Origin of the sequence: Burkholderia sp. BCC0322 (assembly GCF_902833045.1) — a bacterium.
Taxonomy (GTDB): Bacteria; Pseudomonadota; Gammaproteobacteria; order Burkholderiales; family Burkholderiaceae; genus Burkholderia.
Genome location: NZ_CADFDU010000012.1, coordinates 20,321 through 34,573, shown reverse-complemented (window position 1 = coordinate 34,573; position 14,253 = coordinate 20,321). Strand labels below are relative to the sequence as shown.

Annotated in this window: 11 protein-coding genes; 2 read left to right on the top strand and 9 right to left on the bottom strand. The window is 66.7% G+C overall.

The features are described 5' to 3' along the window. Positions 1–14: 14 nt before the first annotated feature. The 7 genes from ubiB to HWX39_RS27190 form a co-directional block, all read right to left on the bottom strand. Positions 15–1,592 (bottom strand): ubiquinone biosynthesis regulatory protein kinase UbiB, encoded by a 1,578-nt coding sequence (gene ubiB / locus HWX39_RS27220; protein WP_175970848.1) that lies wholly within the window; start codon positions 1,590–1,592, stop codon positions 15–17. A gap of 13 nt (positions 1,593–1,605) precedes the next feature. Next, positions 1,606–2,232: an SCP2 sterol-binding domain-containing protein gene (locus HWX39_RS27215; RefSeq protein ID WP_175970847.1), complete on the bottom strand. Its 627-nt coding sequence runs from the start codon at positions 2,230–2,232 to the stop codon at positions 1,606–1,608. 164 nt (positions 2,233–2,396) lie between these two features. After that, on the bottom strand, positions 2,397–3,431 hold the full coding sequence (locus tag HWX39_RS27210) for a TIM44-like domain-containing protein (protein WP_175970846.1): 1,035 nt from the start codon (positions 3,429–3,431) through the stop codon (positions 2,397–2,399). Between the two features lie 41 nt (positions 3,432–3,472). Next, entirely contained in the window at positions 3,473–4,204 is a 732-nt protein-coding gene (ubiE, locus tag HWX39_RS27205) for a bifunctional demethylmenaquinone methyltransferase/2-methoxy-6-polyprenyl-1,4-benzoquinol methylase UbiE (RefSeq protein WP_175970976.1), read from the bottom strand. A 53-nt stretch (positions 4,205–4,257) separates the two neighbouring features. Further along, positions 4,258–4,671, bottom strand: a complete 414-nt coding sequence (locus tag HWX39_RS27200) for a DUF971 domain-containing protein (RefSeq protein WP_175970845.1) — start codon at positions 4,669–4,671, stop codon at positions 4,258–4,260. After that, a complete protein-coding gene (locus HWX39_RS27195; RefSeq protein ID WP_175970844.1) occupies positions 4,668–5,111 on the bottom strand; it encodes an HIT family protein in 444 nt (147 codons plus the stop codon). The genes HWX39_RS27200 and HWX39_RS27195 overlap by 4 nt, the downstream gene beginning before the upstream one ends. Positions 5,112–5,196: 85 nt before the next feature. Then, positions 5,197–9,222, bottom strand: coding sequence for a DUF3683 domain-containing protein (locus tag HWX39_RS27190; RefSeq protein ID WP_175970843.1), 4,026 nt, complete (start codon positions 9,220–9,222; stop codon positions 5,197–5,199). A gap of 578 nt (positions 9,223–9,800) precedes the next feature. On the opposite strand from HWX39_RS27190, the gene ilvA reads away from it, so the two are divergent. Together ilvA and queF are read left to right on the top strand one after the other, a co-directional pair. Continuing rightward, complete coding sequence (ilvA, locus tag HWX39_RS27185; RefSeq protein WP_175970842.1) at positions 9,801–11,324, top strand: threonine ammonia-lyase, biosynthetic; 1,524 nt, start codon at positions 9,801–9,803, stop codon at positions 11,322–11,324. Between the two features lie 11 nt (positions 11,325–11,335). Then, positions 11,336–12,160 carry an NADPH-dependent 7-cyano-7-deazaguanine reductase QueF gene (queF, locus tag HWX39_RS27180; protein ID WP_175970841.1) on the top strand — a complete coding sequence of 275 codons (825 nt, stop codon included), beginning with the start codon at positions 11,336–11,338 and terminating at the stop codon, positions 12,158–12,160. 90 nt (positions 12,161–12,250) lie between these two features. On the opposite strand, the gene HWX39_RS27175 is transcribed toward queF, so the two are convergent. Further along, entirely contained in the window at positions 12,251–12,637 is a 387-nt protein-coding gene (locus HWX39_RS27175) for a Rid family hydrolase (RefSeq protein WP_006751946.1), read from the bottom strand. 133 nt (positions 12,638–12,770) lie between these two features. After that, positions 12,771–14,252 (bottom strand): D-aminoacylase, encoded by a 1,482-nt coding sequence (locus HWX39_RS27170; protein WP_175970840.1) that lies wholly within the window; start codon positions 14,250–14,252, stop codon positions 12,771–12,773. Position 14,253 lies beyond the last annotated feature (1 nt).

Sequence of the window (14,253 nt, the reverse complement as noted above, 5' to 3'; positions counted from 1 at the left end):
CCTGCTCCTTTCGGTCATGTGCCGTACGCGAGCGCGAGCAGCACACGTGCAACGAGCGCTCCGACGCCAACGGCGAGACCGAAGATCAGCAGCGCCTGCAGCAGCCGGTTCGTCCGCTTCTGCTCGACGAGGATCTGGCGCATCAGGTCCTCGCTCGCCGCGCGCGGCGCGTCATGGCGCGCGGCCATCGCATGGTGGATCAGGCGCGGCAGTTGCGGCAGCGTCTTGCTCCACTGCGGCGCCTCGACCTTGAAGCGTTCGTACCAGCCGCGCAGGCCGATCTGCTCGGTCATCCAGCGCTCGAGGTACGGCTTCGCGGTCTTCCACAGGTCCAGTTCAGGGTCGAGCGAGCGGCCGAGCCCCTCGACGTTCAGCATCGTCTTCTGCAGCAGCACGAGCTGCGGCTGGATTTCGACGTTGAAACGGCGCGACGTCGAGAACAGGCGCATCAGCACCTGGCCGAGCGAGATGTCCTTCAGCGCCCGGTCGAAATACGGCTCGCACACCGCGCGGATCGCGCTTTCGAGTTCCTCGACGCGCGTTTCGGGCGGCACCCAGCCCGACTCGAGGTGGAGCGTCGCGACGCGGTGGTAGTCGCGCTTGAAGAACGCGAGGAAGTTCTGCGCGAGGTAGTTCTTGTCGAAATCGGACAGCGCGCCGACGATCCCGAAATCGAGCGCGACGTAGCGGCCGAACGTGTTCGGATCGAGGCTCACCTGGATGTTGCCCGGGTGCATGTCCGCGTGGAAGAAGCCATCGCGGAACACCTGCGTGAAGAAGATCTCGACGCCTTCGCGCGCGAGCTTCTTGATGTCGACGCCGGCCGAACGCAGCGTCTCGACCTGGCTGATCGGCACGCCGGTCATGCGCTCCATCACCAGCACCTGCGACGTCGAGAAATCCCAGAACATCTCGGGCACGAGCAGCAGGTCGAGGCCCGCGAAATTGCGGCGCAACTGGCTGCCGTTCGCGGCTTCGCGCATCAAGTCGAGTTCGTCGTGCAGGTACTTGTCGAATTCGGCGACGACCTCGCGCGGTTTCAGGCGCCGGCCGTCGGCCCACATGCGCTCGGTCCAGATCGCGATGTCGCGCATCAGCGCGAGGTCGGAATCGATCACGGACAGCATGTTCGGGCGCAGCACCTTGACGGCGACGGCCTTGCCCGCGTGCTGGCCCTGCTTCAGCTTCGCGAAATGCACCTGAGCGATCGATGCGCTCGCGACCGGCTCGCGCTCAAATTCGTCGAACAACTCATCGACCGGCGCGCCGAGCGACTTCTCGATGATCCCGATCGCGACCGCCGACTCGAACGGCGGCACCTGGTCCTGCAGCTTCGCGAGTTCGTTCGCAAAGTCGACCGACAGCAGGTCGCGGCGCGTTGACAGCACCTGACCGAACTTCACGAAGATCGGGCCGAGGCTTTCGAGCGCGTGACGCAGCCGCACAGCGGGCGGATCGGAATAGCGGCGGCCGATCGTCGTGATCCGCAGCAGCAGCTTCACGCGCCGGTCGTCGATCCGGGACAGCATCACTTCGTCGAGGCCAAAGCGGATGACGGTGTAGACAATCTTGATGAAACGAAAAATGCGCATGCCCTGCGGCCCCTCAGTGCGCGCCGCGCGGGCCGGAACCCGTGCGCGCGCCGATTTTTTGTTCGAGTCGCTCGACCCGCTTTTCGACCCGCGCGAGCGCATCGCGTGCGCGCGCCAGTTCGGCGTCGAAGCCGCCGAGCGACGCGCGCCGGACGACTTGCGGGTTCTCGTCGAGCCAGTATTCGGCGACGGAATCGAGCACGTTGCGGCCGGTGCGTCGCGCGCGCGCGCCGGCGTCGCGCACGACCGTCGCGATCCGGTGTGCCGCGGCGTCACCGACCAGCTTCGCGAGATCTTCTTCAGGTTCCCAGCGCAGGTGCTCGGCCAGCTTCGCGATCTGCGTCGCGAACTCCGCGTCGCCCTCGATCTTCACGTGCTTCATCACGGCTGCCTGGCCGCCCTGCAGGAACGCAGCGACCGTGTCGCCCGCGAGCGCGATCGACACGTCGACCTGCTGCGCATCGTGCGAATCGACGGCCGACAGATAGCCGTCGGGCTGCACCAGCAGCGTGAGCGTGACGGGAGGCACGTCGATCCGGGCAGTCTTGCCCGCATACGGAATCAGGCGGTCGCGCGCCCACGATTCGCGGGCGAGCAGGTGATTGACAGCAGCAGCAAAAGGCTTGGCGGCAAAGGTCATCGGGCTGGGAAAGAAAAAACCCGCACAGGCCGGGCGCCCACGCGGGTTTCTATTGTAACGTCGGATCGTCGGCAGACCGTGCCTGACCGCACACCCGGGCGGCAAGCGGTCGCAGTGCGGCGGCCGTTGCCCGGGTGTCCGGCGGCGCGAGCCGCCGGTCACGCTCAGTGCGTGTTGATCTGCTGGATGCCCGCGAGCAGCCAGCCCTGACTGCCCGACTTCGACAGGTTCCACACTTCGTCGAACGGTGCGGCCGACGCATTCGCCGATTCGCGGATCAGGCCGTGGAAGCGCACGCTCGCCGACTGCTCGATGCCGCGATCCTCGATCGCGACCAGTTCCGCGTCGAGCTGCACGACGTCGGTCTGGTTCGACTCGTTGCCGCGCGAATCGAGGTCGATCTTTATCTCGGCGAACATTTCGGGCGTCGTGAACTCGCGAATGTCGGCCAGGTTACCCTGGTCCCACGCGGCCTGCAGGCGCACGAAATAGACCTTCGAGCTGCGCAGGAACGCTTCGGTGTCGAAGCCGGCCGGCACCTGGAGCGGCGCTGCCGCAGCAGCCGCTGCCGCGCCGGCGCCCGCGGCACCGCCGCCGAACACGCCTTGCGCTTCGTTCGCGTAGCTGCTGCCGCTACCCGCATAGTTGCTGCCGGTGCTGCCCTGCTGGAACGACGGGCTTTGCGAGTAACCGCCCGACGACGACGACGAGCCGCCGACCGAGTACGCCGGTTCCTGCGGACGACGGCGGTTCATGAACTTGCGGATCAGCCAGATACCGACCATCGCGAGCAGCGCGATCACGATGACGTTCGCCATCATGCTCGCGAATGCGCCGCCCAGGCCGAAGTGCGACAGCAGCGCCGCGATGCCGAGACCGGCCGCGAGGCCGGCGATCGGCCCGAGCCAGCGCGAGCGGTTGGGCTGCGCGGCCGGCGCGGGCGCGGCCGGATTCGCACGCTGCGCCTGCGACGGCGCGGCCTGCTGCATCGGCTGCTGCGCAGGCGGCGTGGCCTGGCGCTGCGTGACGGTGGAATTCTGGCGGCCGATGCTGCGCCCGCCGCCCATGCGCTTGGCTTCGGCGTCGAGCGATGCGAACGTGCCGGCCGTGAGCAGGCCGACCATCAGCAGCGTGCCGACCCGTCGAGCCCACGGCTTCGACGGCTTGTCACGGTTGAACAACGAACGCGATTCGAACATCAGCTTCTCCGGATGTAAGACAAATGTATGGAAAGAGCCCCTTAGTACTTGGCTCCCATGTGTAAAGCTACCACGCCACCTGACAAATTGTAATATTTGACGGCATCGAGGCCCGCTTGTTCCATCATCGTCTTCAGCGTGTCCTGATCGGGGTGCATCCGGATAGATTCAGCAAGATACCGGTAACTTTCAGCATCTTTCGCGAACTTGTCGCCAAGCCACGGTAATACTTTGAAAGAATACAGATCGTACGCTTTTTTCAGCGGATCCCAGACTTTCGAGAATTCCAGCACCATCACGCGGCCGCCGGGCTTCGTCACGCGGCGCATCTCGGCCAGCGCGGCGTCCTTGTGCGTCATGTTGCGCAGCCCGAACGCGACCGTGACCACATCGAAGTAGTTGTCCGGAAAGGGAATTTTCTCCGCGTCGCACAGCAGCGACGGCGTCACGATGCCCTTGTCCAGCAGCCGGTCGCGGCCGACGCGCAGCATCGATTCGTTGATGTCCGTGTGCCAGACCTCGCCCGTCGGCCCGGCCGCCTTCGCGAACGCCTTGGTCAGGTCGCCGGTGCCGGCCGCAAGGTCGAGCACCTTGAAACCGGCGCGCACGTTCGCCTGCGCGATCGTGAACGCCTTCCACGCGCGGTGCATGCCCGCCGACATCAGGTCGTTCATCAGATCGTAGTTGCTCGCGACCGAATGGAACACACCCGCCACTTTCTTCGCTTTTTCGTTTTCCTCGACGCTTTCGAAGCCGAAGTGGGTTTTGCTCATCGCGTTGATCCTCAGTAAATGGCAAGACGGCGCCGAGCGGGCGCCGTCGAATTTCAGTGGCAGTGGCCGTGCGACGCGCTCGCCGCCGGCATCGGGGCGTCGCGCTCGACGCCCGCGGCCTTCAATTTGTCGAAATAGTCGCGCCACAGCGCGTCCTGCTGCGTGGCCAGTTCGTACAGCAGGTCCCACGAGTAGATGCCGGTCGAATGGCCGTCCGAAAACGTCGGCTGCAGCGCGTAGTTGCCGACGCCCTCGAGCGCGGTGATCGTCACTTCGCGCTTGCCCGTCTGCAGCGTTTCCTGGCCGGGCCCGTGGCCGCGAACCTCGGCCGACGGCGAATACACGCGCATCAGCTCGAACGGAATCCGGTAGCTGTCGCCATTCGGGTACTGCAATTCGAGCACGCGCGACACCGCGTGCACGACGACGCCGGACGGAATCGGCGTCGTGGAAGTCAAACCACTCATGGCTGCCTCGAATCGGTCATGCGTTGAATTTCCTCGCGCACCGCATTGTGCAGCAGCGAGGCCTGCGCCGCGCGCGCGCGCAGCAGCGCCTCGGACACGCTGCGCTGGCGCGGCGCCCATACGGGCTGCGGGAAATGAGCGTCGTTGGAAAAGCGTGGGATCACATGCCAGTGCACGTGCGGCACCATGTTGCCGAGGCTCGCGAGATTCACCTTGTTCGGCTGCATCACGCGGCGCACGGCCCGCTCGACCGCGTAGACCACGCGCATCAAATGCGCCCGCTCCGGCTCGCCAAGATCGGAAAATTCGGCCACGTGCGCGCCCCAGATCACCCGGCAGAAGCCCGGATATTCGTGCTCGCCCGTCGCGAGGACGACACGCAGCGCATCGTCCTGCCAGAGCAGCTCGCCGCCGTCTTCACGGCAAAACACGCATTCCATCGTCGCTCCCATGTGGACGGGCGCCCGCATTGCTGCGCCGGCGCCCGCTCATCCCTAGCCCGGTCGGGCGTTCGTCATGCCCGCATTAGACCAGCACGCGCTCGATCCCGCCATGGTTCGCACGTGCGACATAATCGGCCATCCAGTTCTCGCCGAGCACCTGACGCGCGATTTCGACGACGATGTAGTCGGCCTCGAGGTTCGCGTCCTCGCTGTAGCGCGACAGGCCCTGCAGGCACGACGGGCAGCTCGTCAGGATCTTCACGTCCGGGCCGTTCGCGGCCGCGGCGGCCGGCGCCGGCGCGTTGCCGGCCACGACCGGGATGCTGCGCAGCTTCGCGGCCCCCTTGCGGATCTCCTCTTCCTTGCGGAAGCGGACCTGCGTCGACACGTCCGGGCGCGTGACCGCGAGCGTGCCCGACTCACCGCAGCAACGATCGTTCTTCTCGATCTTGTAGCCGTCCTTCTCCGCGCCCATCAGCTCGTTGACGAGCTTCACCGGATCCATCGTCTTGATCGGCGTGTGGCACGGGTCGTGATACATGTAGCGCGTGCCCGTCACGCCATCGAGCTTCATCCCCTTCTCGAGCAGGAACTCGTGGATGTCGATGATCCGGCAGCCCGGGAAGATCTTGTCGAATTCGTAGCCGGCGAGCTGGTCGTAGCAAGTGCCGCACGACACGACCACCGTCTTGATGTCGAGGTAGTTCAGCGTGTTCGCGACCCGGTGGAACAGCACGCGGTTGTCGGTGACGATCTTCTCGGCCTTGTCGTACTGGCCCGAGCCGCGCTGCGGATAGCCGCAGCACAGGTAGCCCGGCGGCAGCACCGTCTGCACGCCGGCCTCCCACAGCATCGCCTGCGTCGCGAGACCGACCTGCGAGAACAGGCGCTCGGAGCCGCAGCCCGGGAAGTAGAACACCGCTTCCGAATCGACGGTGGTCGACTTCGGGTTGCGGATGATCGGCACGATCTTGTTGTCCTCGATGTCGAGCAGCGCGCGCGCCGTCTTCTTCGGCAGGTTGCCCGGCATCTTCTTGTTGACGAAGTGGATCACCTGCTCGACCACGGGCGGCTTGCCGACCGTCGCCGGCGGGTGCTGCGTCTGCTTCGTCACGACCTTCTTCAGCATGTCGTTCGCGAAGCGCTGCACCTTGTAGCCGGCGCCCATCATCACGCTGCGCGCGACGTTGATCGTCTGCGGGTTGGTCGCGTTCAGGAAGAACATGCCCGCCGCATTGCCGGCGTTGAACTTCTTCTTGCCCATCTTGCGCAACAGGTTGCGCATGTTCATCGTGACGTCGCCGAAGTCGATCTTCACCGGGCACGGCGTCGCGCACTTGTGGCACACCGTGCAGTGGTCGGCCACGTCGTTGAACTCGTCCCAGTGCTTGATCGACACGCCGCGGCGCGTCTGCTCTTCGTACAGGAACGCCTCGACCAGCAGCGACGTCGCGAGGATCTTGTTGCGCGGGCTGTACAGCAGGTTCGCGCGCGGCACGTGCGTCGCGCACACCGGCTTGCACTTGCCGCAGCGCAGGCAGTCCTTCACCGAATCGGCGATCGCGCCGATGTCGGACTGCTTCATGATCAGCGACTCGTACCCCATCAGCCCGAAGCTCGGCGTATACGCGTTGCGAAGATCAGCGCCTTCGAGCAGCTTGCCCTTGTTGAAGCGGCCGTTCGGGTCGACGCGTTGCTTGTACGCGCGGAATTCCGCGATCTCGTCGTCGGTCAGGAACTCGAGCTTCGTGATGCCGATGCCGTGCTCGCCGGAAATCACGCCGTCGAGCGAACGCGCGAGCGTCATGATGCGAGCGACCGCCGCGTGGGCGTCCTGCAGCATCTCGTAGTTGTCGGAGTTGACCGGCAGGTTGGTGTGGACGTTGCCGTCGCCCGCGTGCATGTGCAGCGCGACGAACACGCGGCCGCGCAGCACCTGCTTGTGGATCGCCTGCGCCTCGTCAAGGATCTGCTTGAACGCGCCGCCGTTGAAGATCGCGCGCAGCTCGGCGCGGATCTCCTGCTTCCACGAGATGCGGACCGTGCGGTCCTGCGTGATGTGGAACACGGTCGCGCCCGGCTGCTCGTCCGCGCGGTCCGCGAACTTCTCGGCCAGCGCCTCGTAGCCGAGCTGCACGAGGTAGTGCTGCGCCTCGCGCAGCGGCTGGTCGAGGCGGTCGCGCACGAATTCCCAGCGCGCCCGCACGCGCTTGAGCAGCTCCAGCGCCTGCTGGACCCGGTCTTCGAGCAGTTCGGCGCTCGGGATCTCGTTCGCGTCGTCGGTCTTGCCGAGCGGCAGGTTGCCGGCACGGAAAAACGCTTCCAGCGCGTCGACGAGCTGCAGCTTGTTCTTCAGCGACAGCTCGATGTTGATCCGCTCGATGCCGTCGGTGTACTCGCCCATCCGGTTCAGCGGAATGACGACGTCTTCGTTGATCTTGAACGCGTTCGTGTGCTTCGCGATCGCGGCCGTACGGCTGCGGTCGAGCCAGAAGCGCTTGCGCGCCTCCGCGCTGACCGCGACGAAGCCTTCGCCGCTCTTGCCGTTCGCCATCCGGATCACTTCGGACGTGGCGTGCGCGACCGCATCGGCATCGTCGCCGACGATGTCGCCGATCAGCACCATCTTGGGGAAGGCATTGCGCTTGCTCTTGGTCGCGTAGCCGACCGCGCGCAGGTAGCGCTCGTCGAGGTGCTCGAGGCCCGCGAGGATCGCGCCGCCCTGCTTCGACGTCTCGAACAGGTAATCCTTGATCTCGACGATGCTCGGGATCGCCTCGCGCGCCTGGCCGAAGAATTCGAGGCAGACCGTGCGCGTGTGCGCGGGCATCTTGTGCAGCACCCAGCGCGCGGACGTGATGAGCCCGTCGCAGCCTTCCTTCTGCACGCCTGGCAGGCCGGCGAGGAACTTGTCGGTCACGTCCTTGCCGAGCCCTTCCTTGCGGAACCGGCGGCCTTCGATCTCGAGCATCTCGCTCTTCAGCAGCTTCTCGCCTGGCGCGTAGGCACCGTCGAACCACCTCAGCTCGAACCGCGCGACCGCGATGTCGTGGATCTTGCCCTGGTTGTGCTCGTGGCGCGTGACTTCGAGCCAGTTGCCGTCCGGGTCGACCATCCGCCACCAGGCCAGGTTGTCGAGCGCGGTGCCCCACAGCACGGCCTTCTTGCCGCCCGCGTTCATCGCGACGTTGCCGCCGATGCACGACGCGTCGAGCGAGGTCGGATCGACCGCGAACACGTAGCCGGCCGCTTCCGCCGCCTCGGTCACGCGGCGTGTGACGACGCCCGCGCCGGAGAAGATCGTCGGCACCTTGTGCGCGACGCCCGGCAGCTCGGTCAGCTCGACCGCGCCGAGCTGCTCGAGCTTCTCGGTGTTGATCACCGCGGAGAATGGCGTGAGCGGCACCGCGCCGCCCGTGTAGCCGGTGCCGCCGCCACGCGGGATCACGGTCAGGCCGAGTTCGAAGCAGGCCTTGATGAGGCCGGCGATCTCGGCTTCGCTATCGGGGGTCAGCACGACGAACGGGTATTCGACGCGCCAGTCGGTCGCGTCGGTCACGTGCGACACGCGCGACAGCCCGTCGAAACGGATGTTGTCCTTCTGCGTGCAGCGGCCGAGCGCCTTGGTGGCGCGGCGGCGCAGATCGGCCATCTTCTCGAATTCGTCGGCGAACTCGTTGACCGCGCGCTGCGCGGCGGTTTCGAGCATCGCGACGCGCGACGCGCGTTCGCGGCCCGCGTCGTCGCGGTGCTCGGTGAGATCCGCGCTGCGGCGCTTGCCAATCTCGGTCAGGCGGTGGTTCAGCGCCTCGATCAGCAGCGCGCGGCGCTTCGGGTTGTCGAGCAGGTCGTCCTGCAGGTACGGATTGCGGCGCACGACCCAGATGTCGCCGAGCACTTCATACAGCATCCGCGCCGAGCGACCCGTACGGCGTTCGGCGCGCAGTTCGTCGAGCACCGACCACGCCTCTTCGCCGAGCAGGCGGATCACGATCTCGCGATCCGAGAAAGACGTGTAGTTGTAGGGAATCTCGCGCAACCGGGGCGCGGGGTCGGCGGCGACGGCAGCGGCCGCGCCATTCGGATCGAAAACTTGTGGTGCGTTCATGTTCGGACGACTCGGAGGGCCGATACCCCGTGCACGGGCGTCGGCAAGCGCGTGGGCGCAATCTTGGGGAAATCTGTTCTGTTACCAGGCGCGCGGCTGTCCTTCATGGGGCCGGAACGGGCGTTGACTCGCCCCTCGTGGCCGGCGACAGGGCCTGGCGGCACTCGGAACCATCAGCACGATCGCGCGCGGCGCGCATGCCGTTCCGCCGCGGGGGTGGCTGCGCGCGGCGTCGGCTTCAACGGGGCGATCTGAGGGTGCCTCTGCATCTTCCGATCCTTGATTCAAAACGGAATTCTAACCCATGATCGGGCCATGCGTGACACGTCGGACAGGTCGTGGGGCTATCGCCGCGAGCCGCTCCAGGCCTGGCTTGGCGCGATTTCGCGCGATCATTCGCCGCCCGTCCGGTCGGTAACCACGCGGTTAAACCGGTAAAAACGGGCCATGCGAGCGCGCCGACGCCCCGCCAGTACGGCCCCGCGAGCGCGCGCCCGGCACGCCGCTTGCATGCGGGCGGACCCTTGGCGCTATCATTGATCCTTTACCGTCTGCTTCCGCACTGCACGCGAGCGCCCATGGCATCCCACGATTACCTGAAGAAAATCCTCACCGCGCGCGTCTACGACGTCGCGATCGAGACGGAACTCGAATCCGCCCGCAACCTGTCGGCCCGGCTGCGCAATGCGGTCTACCTGAAGCGCGAGGACAACCAGCCGGTGTTCTCGTTCAAGCTGCGCGGCGCGTACAACAAGATGGCGCACATTCCGGCGGACGCGCTCGCGCGCGGCGTGATTACGGCGTCGGCCGGCAACCACGCGCAGGGTGTCGCGTTCTCGGCGGCCCGGATGGGCGTGAAGGCCGTGATCGTCGTGCCGGTCACGACGCCGCAGGTGAAGGTCGATGCGGTGCGTGCGCACGGCGGCCCGAGCGTCGAGGTGATCCAGGCCGGTGAATCCTACAGCGACGCGTATGCACACGCGCTCAAGGTGCAAGAAGCGCGCGGCCTCACGTTCGTCCACCCGTTCGACGATCCGTACGTGATCGCCGGCCAGGGCACGATCGCGATGGAAATCCTGCGCCAGCACCAGGGCCCGATCCACGCGATCTTCGTGCCGATCGGCGGCGGCGGGCTCGCGTCCGGCGTCGCGGCCTACGTGAAGGCGGTGCGCCCGGAGATCAAGGTGATCGGCGTGCAGGCCGAGGATTCGTGCGCGATGGCGCAGTCGCTGGAAGCCGGCAAGCGCGTCGAACTGAGCGAGGTCGGCCTGTTCGCGGACGGCACCGCCGTGAAGCTGGTCGGCGAGGAAACCTTCCGGCTCTGCAGCGAATACCTCGACGGCGTCGTCACGGTGAACACCGACGCGCTGTGCGCGGCGATCAAGGACGTCTTCCAGGACACGCGCAGCGTGCTCGAACCGTCCGGCGCGCTCGCGGTGGCGGGCGCGAAGCTCTACGCGGAACGCGAAGGCATCGAGAACCAGACGCTTGTCGCGGTCACGTCCGGCGCGAACATGAACTTCGACCGGATGCGCTTCGTCGCGGAGCGCGCGGAAGTGGGCGAAGCGCGGGAAGCCGTGTTCGCGGTCACGATCCCCGAGGAGCGCGGCAGCTTCAAGCGCTTCTGCTCGCTCGTCGGCGACCGCAACGTCACCGAGTTCAACTACCGGATCGCCGATGCGCTGGCCGCGCACATCTTCGTTGGCGTGCAGATCAAGCGCCGCGGTGAATCGGCCGAGATCGCCGCGAACTTCGAATCGCACGGGTTCAAGACCGTCGACCTGACGCACGACGAACTGTCGAAGGAACACATCCGTTACATGGTGGGCGGCCGTTCGCCGCTCGCGCTCGACGAGCGCCTGTTCCGCTTCGAATTCCCGGAACGGCCGGGCGCGCTGATGAAGTTCCTGTCGTCGATGGCGCCGCACTGGAACATCAGCCTGTTCCACTACCGTAACCAGGGCGCGGACTACAGCTCGATCCTCGTCGGGCTGCAGGTGCCGCAGGCCGATCGCGCCGAATTCGAACGCTTCCTCGCGGCACTCGGCTATCCGTATGTCGAGGAGAGCGCCAACCCGGCTTACCGCCTCTTTTTGTCGTAAGGGCGACACGCATGAATCCCGAACATTCCCCGCTCGGTAAGGCCACCGTCTACGCCGCCCAGTACGACGCGTCGCTGCTGTTCCCGATTCCGCGCGCCGGCGCGCGCGAGCAGCTCGGCATCACGTCGGCGCTGCCGTTCTTCGGCACCGACATCTGGAACGCGTACGAGCTGTCGTGGCTCAACGCGCGCGGCAAGCCGCAGGTCGCGGTCGCGACCTTCTACGTGCCGGCCGAATCGCCGAACATCGTCGAATCGAAGTCCTTCAAGCTGTATCTCGGCTCGTTCGCGCAGACGAAGTTCGACTCGATCGACGCGGTGCGCGACACGCTGAAGCGCGACGTGTCGGCCGCATGCGGCGCGAGCGTCTCCGTGCAGCTCGTGTCGGCGCACGATTTCGGCAAGCTGGAGATGGAGGAGCTCGACGGGCTGTCGCTCGACCGGCTCGACCTCGACACCGACGTGTACGAACCCGATCCGTCGCTGCTGTCGGCCGCCGAGGACGAAGCGCCGGTCGAGGAGACACTCGTGTCCGACCTGTTACGCTCGAACTGCCCGGTCACGGGCCAGCCCGACTGGGGCAGCGTGCAGATCCACTACGTCGGGCCGCAGATCGATCATGCCGGCCTGCTGCGCTACATCATCTCGTTCCGCAATCACACGGGCTTTCACGAGCAATGCGTCGAGCGGATCTTCCTCGACATCCTGCATGCGTGCAAACCGGTGAAGCTCGCGGTATATGCGCGCTATACGCGCCGCGGCGGGCTCGACATCAACCCGTTCCGCACGAACTACAACCAGCCGATGCCGGACAACGCGCGGACGGCGCGGCAGTGAGGGCGGCGGGCGGGTAAGGACCAAACGAAACAGCCCGGTCGGGTTCAACCGACCGGGCTGCTTTATTGTGCGCGGGGAAGCGCGGCCGCGTTACTTCGCCGGCGCCTTGTAAGCAATGCAGTCGACCTCGACCTTGCAGTCGATGACCATGCTCGACTGCACGCACGCGCGTGCCGGCGGATGCTCGCCGAAGTACGACACGAACACCTTGTTGAACGACGCGAAATCGCGTGCGTCGTCGAGCCACACGCCGCAGCGCACGACGTGCTCGAGGCCGTAGCCGGCTTCCTTCAGGATCGCAATCACGTTCTCGATCGTCTGCTTCGACTGCGTGACGATGCCGCCTTCGACGACCTCGCCGTTCACCATCGGCGTCTGGCCCGACACGTACAACCAGCCGTCGGCCTCGACCGCGCGTGCAAACGGCATCACCTGGCCGCCCGTGCCCTTCGCTTCGCCTACGCCATATCGCTTCATCGTTTCACTCCTTGTTTCGTCGACCCGGGCAGGCGCATCAGCGCCGACCCGAATCCCATGCAACGCACGGTTGCGGATGCGCACGCCTGCAGCGGCGCGCGCGGGAAGATCGGAACAACAGCCGCGCCCGGACTCAGAACGCAGCCTCGGCACCCACCGGCACGCGCTCGCCGCGCGCGACGAAGCCGCCCGCGCGCTCGCCGGTCGGCTGGCCGTTTTCATAGGTGAGCACGCCGTTCACCCACACGGCGTCGATCCCGTGTGCGGGCTGCTGCGGCTTCTCGAACGTCGCGGCGTCGATCACGCGAGCCGGGTCGAACAGCACGAGATCCGCGTGGTAACCCACATGCACCTCGCCGCGCCGCGCGATCCCGTAGCGGCGCGCGGACAGCGACGTCATCTTGCGGATCGCCTCCTCGAGCGGCAGCAGGTTCGTGTCGCGCACGTAATGGCCCAGCACGCGCGGGAACGCGCCCCACAGTCGCGGGTGCGGCAACGGATCGTTCGGCAGGCCGTCGGAGCCGACCATCGTCGCGGGGTGCGACAGGATCCGGCGCACATCGTCCTCGGACATGTTGTGGTACACGGCGCCCGCCGGGCGGATGCGCTGCGCGGCTTCCTGCTCGGTCACGCCCCAGTCGGCCGCGATCGCCTTAAGCAGCTTGCCCGCCACTTCCGGGTGCGGCTCCGACCACGTGATCGTGATGTCGATGTCGCCCGTCACCTGCTTCAGGTCGAGCGTCGATGAGCTGCGGCTGTACGGATAGCAGTCGCAGCCGACCGGCTGGTAGCGGCGCGCGCCTTCGAGCGATGCGAGGACTTCGGTGCTTCGCCCCCAGTTCGACGGGCCCGCGCACTTCAGGTGCGAGATCACGACCGGCACGCGCGCGTGGCGGCCGACCTGGTACGCCTCTTCCATCGCGTCGAGGATCGCGTCGAACTCGGTGCGCATGTGCGTCGTGTACAGCGCGCCCGCGTTCGCGAGCGGCTCGGCGAGCGCCATCACCTCCTCGGTCGGCGCCGCGAACGCGGAGCCGTACGCGAGGCCCGACGACAAACCGAGCGCGCCGTTCGCGAGCGCCTCCTCGAGCTGCGCGCGCATGCCGGCGATCTCGCCGTCGGTCGCCGCGCGGTCGAGGCGGTCCATCTGGTTGTTGCGCAGCGCCGTGTGACCGACGAGCGCCGCGACGTTCACGGCCGGACGCGCGTCGTTCACGGCCGCGACGTAGTCGGCGAAGGTCGGGTACAGGAATGCACCGCGCTCGCCGAGCAGGTTCATCGGATCGGGCGGATCGCCCGCGAGCGTCACCGGTGACGCGCTGATCCCGCAGTTGCCGACGATCACGGTCGTCACGCCCTGCGAGATCTTCGGGATCATCTCCGGCGCGCGGATCACGTGCGTGTCGTCGTGCGTGTGCACGTCGACGAAGCCCGGCGCGAGCGCGCGGCCGTCCGCATCGACGACGGTCTCGGCAAGCCAGTTCGACAGGTTGCCGATCGCCGCGATCACGCCGTTGCGGATCGCGACGTCGCGCGTGACGGGCGGCGCGCCGGTGCCGTCGTACAACTGCGCACCGACGATCAGCGTATCGGCGGCTTCGGGATGCGAATGCATG